Below are 14,297 nucleotides of genomic sequence, written 5' to 3'. Positions count from 1 at the left end.
AATGAGCGGCATGTCATCGCAGACGATCACGCAGCCCCGCACCGCCGCACCCGCTGAATCGGGTGCCGAGGCGAGCGCCGAGCCTGATGCCCTGCTGCTCGGGCGCCGGATCCGGGCCCTCAGGGCAGAGCGCGGCCTCACGCTCGAGCAGATGGCGAGCGCCGTTGATCGGGCGCCCTCGCAGCTCTCCGCAATCGAGAACGGGAAGCGCGAGCCCCGGCTTCCGGTGCTCCGCAGTATCGCGAAAGCGCTCGGCACCACGGTCGATCACCTGCTCGGTGATGAGGAGCTCGATGAACGCTCTGCGCTCGAGGTGGAGGTCGAACGGGCGCAGCGGGGGTCGGTCTTCACCTCGCTGGGACTGCCCCCGATCCGCGTCTCCAAGGGAGTGAGCGATGAGGTGCTCCGCACGATCCTCGGCCTGCATCAGGAGATCGAGCGGATGCACCGGGAACGCGCTGCGACCCCCGAGGAGGCCAGGCGTGCGAACACCGAGCTGCGTGCCGAGATGCGCGTGCGCGGCAACTACTACGTCGAGCTCGAACGCGCCGCAGGGGAGCTCCTCCAGAGCGCCGGCTACACCGGCGGGCCCGTCTCGCAAGGGATCGTCTCCGGCATCGCCGAGCAGCTCGGTTTCTCGCTGCACTACGTCTCCGACCTGCCGCACTCGACGCGGTCGGTGATCGACCGGCGCAATCACCGCATCTACCTCGGCACTGCGGTGCCGTCGCGCGATGCCAGAGCCCCGATCCTGAGGGCGATGGCGAGCATCGTGTGCGGCCATGAGGAGCCGCGGAACTACCAGGACTTTCTGCGCCAGCGCATCGAATCGAACTATCTGGCTGGCGCCGTCCTGCTGCCCGAGGAGGCCGCGGTCTCACTGCTCGCCGAGGCGAAGCGTCAGCGCCAGATCTCCATGGAGGATCTGCGGGACGCCTTCGCCGTCTCCTACGAGATGGCCGCGCACCGCTTCACCAACCTCGCCACCGAGCGCCTCGACCTCCAGGTCCACTTCATGAAGGCGCACGAGTCGGGAACCCTGATCAAGGCGTACGAGAACGACGGGGTGCGCTTCCCGTCGGATGCCCTCGGCAACCTCGAGGGGGCCACCGTCTGCCGCAACTGGACGGCCCGCACCGTCTTCGGCCAGCCGGACCGGTTCAACCCCTGGTATCAGTACACCGACATGGCGGACGGTGGCACGTACTGGTGCACGTCGCGTGTCGAGAAGGCGCGCGAGGGCATGTACTCGGTGAGCGTCGGCGTCGGGTTCGACGGCGTCAAATGGTTCCGCGGCCGCGACACTCCGCATCGCGCTCAGTCCTTCTGCCCCGACGAGGCGTGCTGCCGTCGCGCCTCCGACGATCTCACCCGCAAGTGGGAGCAGGATGCCTGGCCAGAAGCCGCGACGCCGACGAGTCTGCTGGCGGCACTGCCGACCGGCACCTTCCCTGGCGTGGACGCCCACGAGGTGTACGCGTTCCTGGAAGAGCACGAGGGCTGAGGGAGTACGATCCGTCACACATCACGAGGGGGCAAATATGAGAATTCTGATCGTCGGTGCGAGCGGGCATGTCGGGACCGCGGCGACCGAAGCGCTGCGCGCGAAGCACGAGGTCGTCGGGGTGAGCCGCAGCTCGACCCCGAGCGTCGACCTGCTCGATCCCGACTCGATCTCGCGCGCGTTCGCGGAGCTGGGAACGTTCGAGGCGGTCGTCTCGGCCTTCGGATCGGCGCCCTTCGCTCCGGCGACCGAGCTGACTCCCGAGGATCTCCAGGCAGCCTTCACCGGCAAGGTGCTGAGCCAGATCAATCTCGTCCGCATCGGGTTGGAGCACGTCAGGGACGGAGGGTCGTTCACCCTGACGTCCGGGATCCTGGCCAGGGAGCCCCTGCCGACCGGAGCGGCGGCGGCGATGGCGAACGGCGCGATCGAATCGTACGTCATCTCGGCAGGAGGGGAACTGCCGCGCGGGATCCGGCTGAACGCCGTGAGCCCCACCGTGCTTGCCTCTGCCACCGGGTACCACGACACCTTCCCCGGCTTCGAACCCGTCAGCGACTACCGGGTCGGCCTGGCGTTCCTGCGCTCCATCGAGGGGAACGCCACGGGTCGGGTGTATCGAGCCGAGTAAATGCGGCGCTCGCGGGCGGTCAGGCGAGCAGGGCGACGACAGGCGTGAGCAGCGCGATCACTCCGAGGTTCGCGAGGATTGTGATCCCGGCGGCGGTGCGCAGGTCGGCCGCGGGCTCTTCGACGGTGCGCATCGAGTTCGCGAGGGAGACCGCAAGCGCGACTCGGGCAGGCGACGCCATGACCGCTGCACCGACGCCGGCGGTCTGCGCGCCCAGGGCGAGCAGCGGGTTCGCGCCGATCGCCGTGGTGGCGTGCGTCGTGCCGAGCGCGAGCAGCGCGCCGGCGGACGTGTTCGACCCGGTGAGATAGCCCGCAAGTGTGCCGACAGCGGGCATCACGAGGAGGAACCCGAATCCGAGGCTCGCTGCCCCCGCCGCGAGCGTGCCTCCCATCCCGTTCACTGAGAGCAGGCCACCGAAGAGCACGAACAGGACCGTGACGAAGCAGACGGGCGCGAAGGTGCGCATGCCGCGCTTCAGTACCGGCAGGATCTCCGCGCGCGAGAGACGCACGAGCAGCGGGGCGACCAGGGCCGTGACGACGAGCCACAATCCCGGATTGGTGAGCACCGCCTCGAACCCGCCGAGATCGAGCACGTTCGAGAGGCCGATGACCGCGAGCATGGCGCCGACCAGCACGGCGTAGGGAGAGAACGAACGCAGCGTGGCCCGTGACATGCGCGGCAGCGGACCGGTGAACCGCGCGAGCGCGAGCAGCGCCAGTACTCCGGCACCCGCCGTGAACACTCCGGCGAGTGCTGGGGCGAGCCACAGGTTGGTGACCAGGAGCACCGGCCACATCACCGCGATGGTGATCGCGAGCTCGATGAACGCGCGCTGCCGCCGTCCGCGTTCGACGCCGACGATGGTGATGGTCACGCCCATGACGACCAGAACGGGCAGGTTGCAGATGGCGATCCAGAACCCCAGTTCGTGGATGGGCAGTTCGCTCATGCTCTGGATGAGGAGCAGGCCGGGCCCCAGCGAACCCCACGGGCACAGCGTCAGTCCGAGCAGCGATACCGTCGCCGCACGCGTCGTGTCGAGGCCCGCGCGCATGAGGAGCGGCACGCCCACGATGATGCCGACGCCCCAGCCGATGATGGACTCCACGAACGGCGTCACCGCGAAACCGAGGAGGAGGATCGCTCGCTCACGGGTCTGCGCCGCCGAGTTCAACCAGAGGCTGATGAGCTCCTGGGCGCCCGATGCGCGCAGCATCTCGGACAGGATGATCCCGCCCAGCATGATCAGCGCGAGGGTGATGGTGACCCCGCCGAACCGGGAGCCGAGCTCGGAGAGCTCGCTGATCCCCAGCGGAAAACGGAAGCTCAGAATCACCGTCACCGCCAGCGTCACCAGCACCGCCGGCAACGGTGCGACACGGAATGCGAGCAGCCCGATGAGGGTCAGAATCGGCAGTGCCGCGAGGAGAAGGTTCACAGAGGTCACGAGGTTCCCAGCCTACTCCCCAGTCGATACGCCGCTGCCACGCTCGTGACGCGGACTCGAAACACACGGCCCGTACACTCGGAGCTGTGACGAGCGAACCGCGATCGAACCATGACAACGGCATCAACTTCTACACGCGCAAGTGGGTGAAACCGGAGGATCTCAATGCCCACGGCACCCTCTTCGGAGGCAGTCTGCTCCGCTGGATCGATGAGGAGGCCGCCATCTACGCGATCCTCCAACTGGGCAACCCGAAGGTCGTCACGAAGTTCATCTCGGAGATCAGCTTCGAGTCTTCAGCACTGCAGGGCGACCTGCTCGAGATGGGGCTGACCGCCGTGGCGTTCGGCCGCACCTCGATCACGATGCGGGCGGTGGTGCGGAACATGATCACGCGCAAGACGATCCTGACCATCGAGAAGATCGTGTTCGTGAACATCGGTGACGACGGCGCCCCGGCTCCGCACGGCTACACGAGCATCACGTACCGGCGCGACCGCGTGCCCGTCGTGCTCGAGGACTAGAAGACCATCGGGCGGTCGTCGTCATCGTCGAAGGTGTCGGCGAGCAGTGACGGATCGATGTCGGCCACGACCGGCACGTGATCGCTCGGACCGTCGCCCTTCCGCTCGTCGCGTGCGATCTCTGCGCCCGTCACCGCGTCGGCGAACGCGCGAGAGCCCATGATGAAGTCGATGCGCATGCCCTCGTTCTTCTGGAAGCGCCCCGCCTTGTAGTCCCAGAAGGTGAACCCCTCAGGCGCGATCGGACGCACCACGTCGGTCACCGTCGACTCGAACGATGCGAACAGCGATCTCTCATCGGGGGAGACGTGGGTCGTGCGGCCGACCTCGAAGCTCGGGTCCGCCATGTCGCTCTCGAGCGGAGCGATGTTCCAGTCGCCCATGAGGGCGAGCGGCAGATCCGGATCCTCATCGAGCCACGACTCCGCGTTCGCGCGGAGCGCCTCGAGCCAGCGCAGCTTGTAGTCGAAGTGCGGGTCGTCGAGCGAGCGCCCGTTCGGCACGTACAGGCTCCAGAGGCGGAGGTCGCCGACCGTCACCCCGAGCGCGCGCGCTTCGAGTGGCTCGCCCGCATCATCCACGCCCTGCACACCCTCCTGGCCCTTGATCGGCTTACCGAAACCCGGCATGCCGGGGAAGCTCGTCGCCACATCGGTCATCTCGTGCCGACTCGCGAACGCGACACCGTTCCACTGGTTGAGCCCGTGGATCTCGACCTGGTAACCGGCGCGCGCGAACTCCTCGATTGGGAACTGATCGGGCCGGCACTTGATCTCCTGCATCGCCAGCACGTCGATGTCGTCGCGCACCAACCAGTCCACGACGCGACCGACGCGAGTGCGAATGGAGTTCACGTTCCAAGTGGCGATGCGCATAGATCCAGCGTAGCGGGGGAGCGCCTGAGTCGTGATCGATCGGTTACTTTCCAGCACTTGTTGTCGGACACATCTCGAATAGGCTCGGAAAGACTGCGTCTCTACCCACACGAAGGAGTGTGTATGTCTACGGAAATCCGCGAGCGACTGAATAGTCTTGCAACGAAACTTGAGCACCAGCGCGGGAATATCGAGACGGAAGAAGCGACGAAGAACGCGTTCGTGATGCCGTTCATCTCCCTCGTCCTCGGTTACGACGTATTCAACCCGAACGAGGTCATCCCCGAGTTCACGGCGGACGTCGGTATTAAGAAGGGGGAGAAGATCGACTACGCGATCGTCAAAGACGGCGACGTGCAGATCCTCATCGAATGCAAGCATGTCGGTGCGAAGCTGGATGTCAAACATGCGTCTCAGCTCTTTCGCTACTTCGCGGTCGCTCACGCTCGGATCGCAGTGCTGACGAACGGAGATGATTATCACTTCTTCACCGATCTTGATGCTCCGAACAAGATGGACGAGAAGCCCTTCTTGATGATCAAGGTGTCGGATCTCGATTCAGCGCATGTTCCAGAGCTCAACAAGCTGGCGAAAGACGCATTCGATCTCGATTCGATCATCAACGCGGCCGAGGAACTGAAGTATGTCGGTGAGCTCAAGCGGGTCTTGTCTGCTCAGTTCGCCGCTCCGGATGCGGACTGGGTGAAGGCGTTGACGGCGAGAGTCTATGAGGGTGCGATCACTCAGCGGGTGAGGGAACAGTTCTCCGGGTTGGTGGCGAAGGCGATGACGCAATTTCTCGGGGATCGGGTCAACGACAGACTGAAGGCGGCTCTTGGTGGACCTGTGGGGCTGAGCAATGACAACACTTCAGTGACCTCCCCCGAAGCGAGTGAGCATGTCGCTGAGGCGTCGGTCGAGGCAGCGGGCTCGGAGAAGAAGGACGGTATTGAAACGACTCTCGAAGAGCTCGAGGGTTACCAGATTGTGCGAGCTATCGCATGCAGTGAAGTCGCGCCCTCCCGTATCGCGCACAGAGACGGACAGACCTATTTCGCTATTCTGCTCGATGACAACAACCGGAAGCCCATCGTCCGCCTTTGGTTCAACACATCGCAGAAGTATCTCGGCCTGTTCGATAGGGAAAAGAATGAGACTCGGCACCCGATCGAGGGCCTGGAAGAGATCTACGAGTACGCTGACCATATCCGCGCGACGGTTCATAACTATGACTAGAGGCGAATCCTCGCCTTCCCGAACTATGGTCCCGCCGGCGACGAGCCCCACTCAGTGCTTCGTCAGATCCTCCGCGAACATCACGATGATTCCGCTCGGGCCTCGGAGGTACGTCAGCTTATAGACGTCTTGATAGTTGGCGACGCCCCGGATCGGGTAGCAGCCGTGCTTCGCTGCGATCTCGAGCGCGGCATCGATGTCGTCGACCGAGAACGCGACGCGGTGCATGCCGATCTCGTTGGGCAGCGTCGGTTCCGTCTCGATCGCGTCGGGATGGATGTACTCGAAGAGTTCGATCTGCCCGTGACCGTCGGGTGTCTGCAGCACGGCGATGCGGGCGTGGTTGCCCTCGAGCCCGACCGCCGTGTCCGCCCACTCACCACTCACGGTGTCACGACCGAGAACGGTGAGCCCGAGGTCGGTGAAGAACGCGATCGCCGCCTCGATGTCGCGGACGGCGATCCCGACATTCTCCAGTCTGATGTTCATGCCCGGATCGTACCCCCGCGCTGTGTAAGCGTCCACGGTTCAGCCGGTCGGGTCCGCTCCCGCTGCACGACGCGGCTCGACCGTCACCCAGTCCGCGAACTTGGCAGACCGGCCGTCACCGCTCGAGCGGCCCGTCAAACGCCGTTTCACCCATGGGAGCACATGCTCCCGGGTGTATCGAAGCTGGTCCCGACGTGAGGGCGGCGGGGTAGGTTCGGCATCGAGCATCCAGTCTTCCGGATGCGTGTACCCGAGTCCGCGGAGTACGTTCGCGGCGACGCGATGGTGCCCGACAGGTGCGAGGTGGAGGCGGTCGGTCGACCAGAACTGTCGCTGAGGCAGTGCGCGGTCGCTCCAGTTGTCGACATAGGTCACGTCCAGCCGCTTTGCGAGATCGGCGGTGGCGCGCAAGAGCGCATCACCCTTGGCGCGAATGCGCTCGCCGCGGGGAAGCCCGCCCGTCGGGTTCGGACCCGCGAGCAGCACCGGGCGTGCGCCGCCGTCCATGATGCGGCGGAGTGCGAGTTCGATGGCATCGCAGATCTGCGGAATGTTCGTGCCGGGTCGCAGCAGGTCGTTGCCGCCACCGTTGAGAGTAACGAGCGTCGGCTGGAGGGCAATCGCAGGTTCGAGCTGTTCGGCGATGATCGGCCCGAGGAGCTTGCCCCGGATCGCGAGGTTCGCGTACTGAACCTGCTCGCCTTCGGCGTCGGCGATCCCCTGCGCGACGAGATCCGCCCAGCCCCGCACGGAGCCGTCGGGCTGCTCATCGCCGACACCCTCGGTGAAACTGTCGCCGATAGCGACGAACCTGATCCGCTTGCGATCCTCTGCCACCTCTCCACCCTAACCGGGCAGCACCGCGCAGTTGGTTCGTGACTCACGGAGCGCTTACCATGGCCGGGACGCGAGGCACGGTCTCAGGAACGCGTCGGAACGAAGGGCTCACATGCATCTCCTCCGGAGGATCCCCCTGCTCGGGTGGGTCATCGTCGCGATCGTCCTCGGTATTGTCACGGGACCCGTGATGCCGCAGTGGCTCGGCAACGCCTTCCTCACCTACAACTCGATCTTCTCCGGGTTCCTCGGATTCGCGGTGCCTCTAATCATCGTCGGATTGGTCACCCCGGCCATCGCCGAGCTCGGCAAGGGCGCGGGCAAGTGGCTGGGGATCACCGCGGGGGTCGCCTACGGTTCGACGGTCCTCGCCGGTCTCCTCGCCTACTTCGTAAGCCGGTGGCTCTTCCCGCCGTCACTGTCGGGTGGGGGCATGATCTCTCTCGGCGGTGATGGGGCGTCGGCCTTCTCGCCGTATTTCTCGGTCGTCGCGGAGGCCGGAGACTCGGCCACCGAGATCGTGCTTGCGCCCGTGGTGGATGTGATGTCGGGACTCGTGTTCGCGTTCGTGGTGGGGATCGGCCTCACGGCGTTCCACAGTCGTGTGATCTTCCGCGGTGCCGTCGAGTTCCGCACGATCATCGAGGCGCTGATTCGTCGGATCATCGTGCCGGCGCTGCCGCTGTTCATCTTCGGTATCTTCACGGACCTCTCGCACAGCGGAGCCGCGGTCGAGGTGGTCACGAAGTTCCTGCTCGTGGTCGTCGTCTCGTTCGCGCTGACGCTCGTCGTGCTGCTCGCCCAGTACTCCGTCGCGGGTGCGATGACCGGGACTAATCCACTCAAGGCGCTGTGGAACATGCGCGACGCGTACTTCACCGCACTGGGCACCTCGTCGTCGGCGGCCACGATCCCGGTCACGCTCGCCTCGGCGAAGAAGAACGGAGTGTCGGACGCGGTTGCGGGGTTCGTGGTGCCGCTGTGCGCCACGATCCACCTCTCGGGGTCCATGGTGAAGATCACGTGCTTCTCGATCGCGGTGCTGCTGCTCACCGGCGGTGACGTGTCGTTCGCGAGCTACTTCCCGTTCATCCTGATGCTCGGTGTGATGATGGTCGCCGCTCCCGGAGTTCCGGGTGGCGCAATCGCGGCCGCGGCTGGTCTGCTGGTGCAGATGCTCGGGTTCGGGGAGGTCGAGGTGGGGCTCATGTTCGCGGCATACATCGCACTCGACAGCTTCGGCACGGCGACGAATGTGACGGGTGACGGTGCGCTCGCGATGATCCTGAACAAGCTGTCGCGAGGTCGCCTGGGTGCGCAAGCGCAGGATGAGAGCGATGAGGTCGTCGAGAAACTCGATGAGGCTCCAGGTGCCGCGGAGGCTCGCGAAGCCTGAGTTTCGTGCTCACGCCCGCATCACCCGAGTAGGGAACCGCAAGTGCCCGAGCTGGTGCACGCGCTCGTCGAGTACGAACACGTGGGTTGCAATGGCGTCGATCTTCTGGTCGAGATGAGCGAATCCGGCGGTGACCCGCGCGTCAACGGTGTTGATCTTGACTGAGAGCGCTGTTTCGACGGTGTCGGTCTTGGTGGACAGCTGCGTCTTGACGGTGTCGATCTTGTCCGAGAGCTGTTTTTCTACGGTGTCGATCTTGGTGCAGAGCCGCGTTTCGACGGTATCGATCTTGGTGGACAGCTGCGTCGTGACGGTGTCGATCTTGTCGGAGAGCCGCGCATCAACCGCATCGATTTTCTCGTCGAGCCCTCCCACTCGCTGATCAAGCCCTCCCACCCGCTGATCGAGTCCTGCGACTCGTTGGTCGAGTCCCGTCACACCTGTCTCCACCGAGATCACGCGCTTCTCGAGCCTCCGGTTCCCGCTGAGCATCATGAGACCGAGCGAGCCGAACCCGACAGCGGAGGTGATGAGAGTTGCAAGATCCATGTGACATACCCTAGCGGGGCGAGAACACTCGAAGCGGGCGGATCCCTACATCTCGGGACAAGTAGGGCGGTGTAGTTGCTGTGGACGAAGTGCGAATATCTCAGCGCAGCTGGTGGGCCGCGAAGCCGAACGCGTAGCGAACCCCTGCGGCCTCCCCGTGATCCGAGAGCATCTGCGGGATGAAGTCCCGGGGCGCCGGGTGATCCGGAAGATCGGCGAGGTACGCCTCGTGGCAGCCGAGCGACGTGACTGCGAGGTCAACGTCGACGTCGGAAAGTGCGACGTAGTGCGTGGGATCGGTGCCGGTGAGCAGGAGCCAGGTCGCGCCCCACGGCGCGAGATCCTCATCGTGCAGCAGCTCCGGGAAGACCCACCGGTTGTCGGCGTCGCGCACGGCATCGATCGTCGCGATCCCGGCCGCCCGATGATCGGCGTGATCGATACCCCACGGCACGAAGAGCGCTCCGGACCCGGTGATCACCGCATCGGGCTCGAACGCACGGATCTCCCGTGCGATGGCACGGCGGAGGTCCAGGCTGGTTTCGAGCGTGCCGTCCGGAAAATCCAGGATCGTGAGTCGCTCGACCCCGACGGTCTCGCAGGCCCTCTGCTGCTCGTCGGCGCGGAGCGGGCCCGCTTCTTCTGGTGGGCGCTGCATTCCCGCCTCACCTGCGGTCAGAAGAAGATATGCGACCTCGATTCCCTGAGCGGTCCAGTGCGCGACGGCTGCAGAGGTGCCGTACTCGGCGTCGTCGGGATGCGCGACGACGACCAGCACCCGCCGTACTCCGTCACTGTCGAAGGGTTCGAGGGTCGGGGTGGCTGCTGCGCTCATACATCGAGCGTAGACACCGATCCTCAACGACGCCAGGGGCGTTCACGCAGCAGGACTCGTCCAGCCGAACACGATCGCCGGGTGGGTGAACCGCCACCAGAAGTCGGGCTCTTCCACCGCATCGTCGGTGACGACGCGCACCTGTTCCTTCCCCGTCGGCGTCGCGACCGTGATGCCGCCGACGACGCTTCCGGCTGGGTCGGCTGAGAGTGCGCCGAGCTCGGTCGTGAGCGTCGCGGTTTCTCCGGGAATCAGCACCGCGGTGGCACCCGCTGCGCTCACGAGCGGGACTGCGGTCCCGTCCCACACGACGACACTGCCGACGATCGTTCCCGAGGTGAGCAGTTCCGCCTGCTGCACCGTCGACAGCGCCTCATCGAGCATGGTGCGTGAGTCGGCGGCACGGGCGTCGTCGTCAGCTCTGCCGAGCGCCACTGAGACCGCCGTGACCGGGCGGCCGTCGACCGTCGCCTCTCGTGCGGCCACCAGGTTGAACCCCGCCGTTGTCGTCGTCCCCGTTTTCACGCCGACGACGCCCTCATCGCCCAGGATCGGATTGCTGTTCTCGATGGGCCCGACGCCGGGAACGCCCACCCAGGACTGGGCGACGATCTCGGCCACCACCGGGTGCTCGAGGGCGAGTCTCCCGAGCTGCACGAGGTCCGCCGCGCTCGCGAGATTCTGCTCGGAGAGTCCTGTCGGATCGACGATGCGCAGGCTCTCCAGGCCCTCCCGCTCGGCCCACGCCGCAGCGGCCTCGACGAACGCGGCTTCGCTGCCGAACACCCACTCGGCGTAGCTGATCGCGTAGTTGTTCGCGGACGGCATCAGGATCAGCTCGAGCATCTGGCGGGCCGTGAGCTCGAGACCCGCCGGCGCATCCTCGACGACGCCGTTGTCCTGGAGTACTCGATCGCGAATCTCGTCATCGGCTTCGGTCACGGTGTAGGTGGGACCCGTCTCGCCCGCGGCGATCGGCTGCTCCTCAAGGCCCACGAGTGCGGTGACGAGCTTGGTGAGGCTCGCGATCTCGTGCGTTTCATCGTCACTCGCCCACGACAGGGCGCTGTCGACGAAGCCGACGCCGCTCGGTGCCTCCTGACCGTCGGCGACGGCCGAGACGGCGGTCTCGTCGGCCGAGATCTCTTGCTCGGCTGGGACCGCGAGCGTCGGCTGCAACTCTGGGAGCGGGGCGAGCCCTACCGCGCCAGAGTAGGCGCCGACCAGGATGATCGCGGTGGTCGCAGCGGCGACCGCTCCCCATCGCCTCCCGGTGCGATGGCCGGCTGCGCGTCCGTTCGATGCCGCCTCGGTCTTCGGGAGGGGCTGTTCGCTCACGATTCCAGCGTAGTCTCCGCGGCGGTGAAGCGCGGGTCACGCGCATAGTCGCCGCGACGCGCCGCGAGGGCGGCAGCCACCTGTTCGGGGGCGTCGTCCCCGAACAGCACGCGAAGTCGTCGGTCGTCACCCCGAGAGACGTGGGCCAAGATTGCAGTCGCGGCGAGTGCGGGATCGGCGCCCCTCGCAGCGTCGGCCTCCGGCCACGGCACTGCGGCCGTGCCGAACAGGCGCGTCCTGAGAGTGTCATACGGCGGCTTCGGGGCGCTGAAGCGCATGCTGGCACCGGCCCAGTCGGTATCGAGCGCCCCTGGCTCGATGAGTGAAACCCGGATGCCGAACTCCGCGACTTCGGAGGCCATGGCCTCGCTGAACCCTTCTAGCCCCCATTTGCTCGCGTTGTAGAGGCCGAGCGTCGGCATGGTGCCCACCGCGCCCACGGTGGAGATCTGCACGATGTGCCCCGATCCGCGGTCGCGCATGACGGGGATGACTGCCTGGCTGAGCCAGAGCGGACCCAGCAGGTTCGTGTCGATGATGTCGCGAGCGTCGTCCTCGCTGGCCTCCTCGGCGGTGCCGATGAGACCGTACCCGGCATTGTTGACGAGCACGTCGACGCCGCCGTGCTGGGCGGTGGCACGTTCGACCAGGGCTCGGGCGGCGTTCCGATCGCGAACGTCGAGCTGCTCGACCGTGAGGCGGTCGTGGGTCGGGAGCCCGTGTGCGGTGTGTCTGGCGGTCGCCACCACGGTGTGTCCAGCGTCGAGCGCCGCGAGCGTCAGCGCTCGACCGAGGCCGCCGTTCGCTCCTGTGATGATCCAGACCGCTGAGTCGCTCATACGAACAGCCTAGCGGAAACTGGACGTTCCGTCTCGTTTGGGGATAGAGTGAGTGCATGGCGCGGCGGACGACGGTGGTAAAGGTGCACGAAGCGATCGCGTTTCTGGCTCGAGAGCAACCCGTCGCGGCAATCACTATGGAGGGCATCGCTGAGCGGGCGGGCGTCAGTAAGCAGACCCTCTACCGCACCTGGCCATCGACGGGCGCGATTCTCTGCGATGCGCTACTTGCACGCAGTCTCGATGCAAGCGGGGCGGTCGTGGTGCCCGATTCGGGGGACCTCTGGGAGGATTTGCGATCCCTGGGGGCGGCGATGGTGGACGAACTGCTCGATCCGGATCAGGGTTGCCTCCTGCGCGCGGTGACCGCTGAGATGCTGTCGGATGCGCGCCTCGCCGACCACGTGCGGGACGGGCTGCTCCTCCCGCAACTCCGGGCCATCGCGCAGCGTTTTCGTGCGGCGGGCGTTCCGGGCCCTGAGGACGCCGCAGAGCTCTTCGTCGGACCTATCTTCCATCGGTGGTTGCTCGGCACACGCCTGTTTGAGGATCGCTGGATGGAGGAGCATGCGTCACGGGTCGTGCGCGCAGTTGCTCCCGTTCGCGCGTGACCGTGCGGAGCTGCCCGGACGGAACAGAGTTGCGCCCGGGCGTGTCTCGGGTCTAAGCTTGATATTTGGCTGTGCGAAGTCCCATCGCGCAGACCGCGAGCGCATGTTGTACCGGTGCTTGCAGACAAGAAATCTTGGGTGGGGTCGTCCGATCCCACGGTATGAGAGGAAACACCATGGCAGCAGTGTGCCAGGTGACCGGCGCCGTTCCCGGCTTCGGTCACAACATTTCACACTCGCACCGTCGCACCAAGCGCCGGTTCGATCCGAACATCCAGAAGAAGACCTACTACGTGCCCTCGCTCGGCCGCAAGGTGACGCTCACCCTGTCGGCTAAGGGCATCAAGGTGATCGACGCTCGTGGTATCGAGTCCGTCGTCACCGACCTGCAGAAGCGTGGGGTGAAGCTCTAATGGCAAAGCAGCAGGACGTACGTCCGATCATCAAGCTCCGTTCGACGGCGGGCACCGGGTTCACGTACGTGACCAAGAAGAACCGTCGCAACACCCCTGATCGCCTCGTGCTCAAGAAGTACGATCCGGTGGTCCGCAAGCACGTCGACTTCCGAGAGGAGCGCTAATCATGGCGAAGAAGAGCATGATTGCCAAGAACAAGCAGCGCCAGGCTGTCGTCGCCCGCTACGCGGAGCGTCGTGCCGAGCTGAAGAAGGCCCTCATCGACCCCAACGGGTCGGACGAGAGCCGCGAGGCCGCGCGCGTCGGCCTCCAGAAGCTGCCCCGCGACGCATCGCCGGTGCGCGTGCGCAGCCGCGACGTCATCGACGGCCGCCCCCGCGGTGTCCTGACGAAGTACGGCGTCAGCCGTGTGCGGTTCCGCGCCATGGCGCACCGCGGCGAGCTGCCGGGCATCACGAAGTCCAGCTGGTAAGCCACTCGCTTTCCTGACAGCGGGCGCATCCCCTCGGGGGTGCGCCCGCTGTGCTGTTTCCGGGTTCGGCCTGGCCCTGGCCCTGGCCTCACGCACGGCTCGAAATCGAGGTTCTCCGCGACGCTGGGCCGGGAATACGACGAGCTGAAGCTCGATCTCGAGCTGACGGCGACGGGTGGCGAGGGCGGGGTGACGGCGACGGGGAGAGGCCGACGACGCGCACCCGGCCGGCACCCGAGGATTGTGTGCGCGCCCCGCGCAAAGATAGCGTGTGATCAGTGCCGAGAGCAGA

At 65.9% G+C, this 14,297-nt stretch carries 17 protein-coding genes; 9 read left to right on the top strand and 8 right to left on the bottom strand.

Annotated elements, in window-relative coordinates; translation table 11 throughout:
* Positions 1 to 10 precede the first annotated feature (10 nt).
* Positions 11 to 1,504 carry an XRE family transcriptional regulator gene (locus K8P10_RS13975; RefSeq protein WP_224779499.1) on the top strand — a complete coding sequence of 498 codons (1,494 nt, stop codon included), beginning with the start codon at positions 11 to 13 and terminating at the stop codon, positions 1,502 to 1,504.
* A gap of 37 nt (positions 1,505 to 1,541) precedes the next feature.
* Positions 1,542 to 2,135: a short chain dehydrogenase gene (locus tag K8P10_RS13970; RefSeq protein WP_224779498.1), complete on the top strand. Its 594-nt coding sequence runs from the start codon at positions 1,542 to 1,544 to the stop codon at positions 2,133 to 2,135.
* Between the two features lie 19 nt (positions 2,136 to 2,154).
* Here the strand turns inward: K8P10_RS13970 and K8P10_RS13965 are convergent, their stop codons facing one another.
* A complete protein-coding gene (locus K8P10_RS13965; RefSeq protein ID WP_224779497.1) occupies positions 2,155 to 3,588 on the bottom strand; it encodes an L-lactate permease in 1,434 nt (477 codons plus the stop codon).
* Positions 3,589 to 3,674: 86 nt separating this feature from the next.
* Between K8P10_RS13965 and K8P10_RS13960 the strand changes: the two genes are divergently transcribed.
* Positions 3,675 to 4,112, top strand: coding sequence for an acyl-CoA thioesterase (locus K8P10_RS13960; RefSeq protein ID WP_224779496.1), 438 nt, complete (start codon positions 3,675 to 3,677; stop codon positions 4,110 to 4,112).
* Here K8P10_RS13960 and K8P10_RS13955 read toward each other — a convergent pair.
* Complete coding sequence (locus tag K8P10_RS13955; RefSeq protein ID WP_224779495.1) at positions 4,109 to 4,987, bottom strand: exodeoxyribonuclease III; 879 nt, start codon at positions 4,985 to 4,987, stop codon at positions 4,109 to 4,111. The two genes, K8P10_RS13960 and K8P10_RS13955, sit on opposite strands and share 4 nt — an antisense overlap.
* A 123-nt stretch (positions 4,988 to 5,110) precedes the next feature.
* Here K8P10_RS13955 and K8P10_RS13950 point away from each other — a divergent pair, with 123 nt between their 5' ends.
* Positions 5,111 to 6,223 carry a type I restriction endonuclease gene (locus K8P10_RS13950; RefSeq protein ID WP_224779494.1) on the top strand — a complete coding sequence of 371 codons (1,113 nt, stop codon included), beginning with the start codon at positions 5,111 to 5,113 and terminating at the stop codon, positions 6,221 to 6,223.
* A gap of 51 nt (positions 6,224 to 6,274) precedes the next feature.
* On the opposite strand, the gene K8P10_RS13945 is transcribed toward K8P10_RS13950, so the two are convergent.
* Together K8P10_RS13945 and K8P10_RS13940 are read right to left on the bottom strand one after the other, a co-directional pair.
* Positions 6,275 to 6,712, bottom strand: a complete 438-nt coding sequence (locus tag K8P10_RS13945; RefSeq protein WP_224779493.1) for a VOC family protein — start codon at positions 6,710 to 6,712, stop codon at positions 6,275 to 6,277.
* Between the two features lie 39 nt (positions 6,713 to 6,751).
* Positions 6,752 to 7,549, bottom strand: coding sequence for an SGNH/GDSL hydrolase family protein (locus tag K8P10_RS13940; protein ID WP_224779492.1), 798 nt, complete (start codon positions 7,547 to 7,549; stop codon positions 6,752 to 6,754).
* A 112-nt stretch (positions 7,550 to 7,661) separates the two neighbouring features.
* On the opposite strand from K8P10_RS13940, the gene K8P10_RS13935 reads away from it, so the two are divergent.
* Positions 7,662 to 8,945: a dicarboxylate/amino acid:cation symporter gene (locus tag K8P10_RS13935; RefSeq protein WP_224779491.1), complete on the top strand. Its 1,284-nt coding sequence runs from the start codon at positions 7,662 to 7,664 to the stop codon at positions 8,943 to 8,945.
* Positions 8,946 to 8,954: 9 nt separating this feature from the next.
* On the opposite strand, the gene K8P10_RS13930 is transcribed toward K8P10_RS13935, so the two are convergent.
* The 4 genes from K8P10_RS13930 to K8P10_RS13915 all read right to left on the bottom strand — a co-directional run bounded on the left by K8P10_RS13930 (position 8,955) and on the right by K8P10_RS13915 (position 12,506).
* Positions 8,955 to 9,494, bottom strand: a complete 540-nt coding sequence (locus tag K8P10_RS13930; RefSeq protein ID WP_224779490.1) for an apolipoprotein A1/A4/E family protein — start codon at positions 9,492 to 9,494, stop codon at positions 8,955 to 8,957.
* A gap of 100 nt (positions 9,495 to 9,594) precedes the next feature.
* Positions 9,595 to 10,329 carry a PIG-L deacetylase family protein gene (locus K8P10_RS13925; protein ID WP_224779489.1) on the bottom strand — a complete coding sequence of 245 codons (735 nt, stop codon included), beginning with the start codon at positions 10,327 to 10,329 and terminating at the stop codon, positions 9,595 to 9,597.
* A gap of 42 nt (positions 10,330 to 10,371) precedes the next feature.
* Positions 10,372 to 11,667 carry a hypothetical protein gene (locus tag K8P10_RS13920; RefSeq protein ID WP_224779488.1) on the bottom strand — a complete coding sequence of 432 codons (1,296 nt, stop codon included), beginning with the start codon at positions 11,665 to 11,667 and terminating at the stop codon, positions 10,372 to 10,374.
* Entirely contained in the window at positions 11,664 to 12,506 is an 843-nt protein-coding gene (locus tag K8P10_RS13915) for an SDR family NAD(P)-dependent oxidoreductase (protein WP_224779487.1), read from the bottom strand. The genes K8P10_RS13920 and K8P10_RS13915 overlap by 4 nt, the downstream gene beginning before the upstream one ends.
* Before the next feature lie 56 nt (positions 12,507 to 12,562).
* Here K8P10_RS13915 and K8P10_RS13910 point away from each other — a divergent pair, with 56 nt between their 5' ends.
* The 4 genes from K8P10_RS13910 to rpsN all read left to right on the top strand — a co-directional run bounded on the left by K8P10_RS13910 (position 12,563) and on the right by rpsN (position 14,005).
* Positions 12,563 to 13,117 (top strand): TetR/AcrR family transcriptional regulator, encoded by a 555-nt coding sequence (locus K8P10_RS13910; protein WP_224779486.1) that lies wholly within the window; start codon positions 12,563 to 12,565, stop codon positions 13,115 to 13,117.
* 176 nt (positions 13,118 to 13,293) lie between these two features.
* Positions 13,294 to 13,530: a 50S ribosomal protein L28 gene (rpmB, locus tag K8P10_RS13905; protein ID WP_224779485.1), complete on the top strand. Its 237-nt coding sequence runs from the start codon at positions 13,294 to 13,296 to the stop codon at positions 13,528 to 13,530.
* Positions 13,530 to 13,697, top strand: a complete 168-nt coding sequence (gene rpmG, locus K8P10_RS13900; protein WP_200114837.1) for a 50S ribosomal protein L33 — start codon at positions 13,530 to 13,532, stop codon at positions 13,695 to 13,697. The genes rpmB and rpmG overlap by 1 nt, the downstream gene beginning before the upstream one ends.
* A 2-nt stretch (positions 13,698 to 13,699) precedes the next feature.
* On the top strand, positions 13,700 to 14,005 hold the full coding sequence (gene rpsN, locus K8P10_RS13895; RefSeq protein WP_208236749.1) for a 30S ribosomal protein S14: 306 nt from the start codon (positions 13,700 to 13,702) through the stop codon (positions 14,003 to 14,005).
* The last annotated feature ends 292 nt before the right edge of the window (positions 14,006 to 14,297 follow it).

Origin of the sequence: Leucobacter sp. Psy1, assembly GCF_020096995.1 — a bacterium.
GTDB lineage: Bacteria > Actinomycetota > Actinomycetes > Actinomycetales > Microbacteriaceae > Leucobacter.
The sequence above is the reverse complement of the archived record's forward strand: the minus strand, read 5'-3'. Positions and strand labels throughout refer to the sequence as shown.

What these genes read in the sequence shown, in the direction of transcription:
- rpmG (WP_200114837.1), top strand. Translation starts at nt 13,530, where the DNA reads ATGGCAAAGCAGCAGGACGTACGTCCGATCATCAAGCTCCGTTCGACG.
- rpsN (WP_208236749.1), top strand. Translation starts at nt 13,700, where the DNA reads ATGGCGAAGAAGAGCATGATTGCCAAGAACAAGCAGCGCCAGGCTGTC.
- K8P10_RS13955 (WP_224779495.1), bottom strand. Translation starts at nt 4,987, where the DNA reads ATGCGCATCGCCACTTGGAACGTGAACTCCATTCGCACTCGCGTCGGT.
- K8P10_RS13910 (WP_224779486.1), top strand. Translation starts at nt 12,563, where the DNA reads ATGGCGCGGCGGACGACGGTGGTAAAGGTGCACGAAGCGATCGCGTTT.
- K8P10_RS13930 (WP_224779490.1), bottom strand. Translation starts at nt 9,494, where the DNA reads ATGGATCTTGCAACTCTCATCACCTCCGCTGTCGGGTTCGGCTCGCTC.
- K8P10_RS13975 (WP_224779499.1), top strand. Translation starts at nt 11, where the DNA reads ATGTCATCGCAGACGATCACGCAGCCCCGCACCGCCGCACCCGCTGAA.
- K8P10_RS13945 (WP_224779493.1), bottom strand. Translation starts at nt 6,712, where the DNA reads ATGAACATCAGACTGGAGAATGTCGGGATCGCCGTCCGCGACATCGAG.
- K8P10_RS13915 (WP_224779487.1), bottom strand. Translation starts at nt 12,506, where the DNA reads ATGAGCGACTCAGCGGTCTGGATCATCACAGGAGCGAACGGCGGCCTC.
- K8P10_RS13970 (WP_224779498.1), top strand. Translation starts at nt 1,542, where the DNA reads ATGAGAATTCTGATCGTCGGTGCGAGCGGGCATGTCGGGACCGCGGCG.
- K8P10_RS13925 (WP_224779489.1), bottom strand. Translation starts at nt 10,329, where the DNA reads ATGAGCGCAGCAGCCACCCCGACCCTCGAACCCTTCGACAGTGACGGA.
- K8P10_RS13935 (WP_224779491.1), top strand. Translation starts at nt 7,662, where the DNA reads ATGCATCTCCTCCGGAGGATCCCCCTGCTCGGGTGGGTCATCGTCGCG.
- rpmB (WP_224779485.1), top strand. Translation starts at nt 13,294, where the DNA reads ATGGCAGCAGTGTGCCAGGTGACCGGCGCCGTTCCCGGCTTCGGTCAC.
- K8P10_RS13950 (WP_224779494.1), top strand. Translation starts at nt 5,111, where the DNA reads ATGTCTACGGAAATCCGCGAGCGACTGAATAGTCTTGCAACGAAACTT.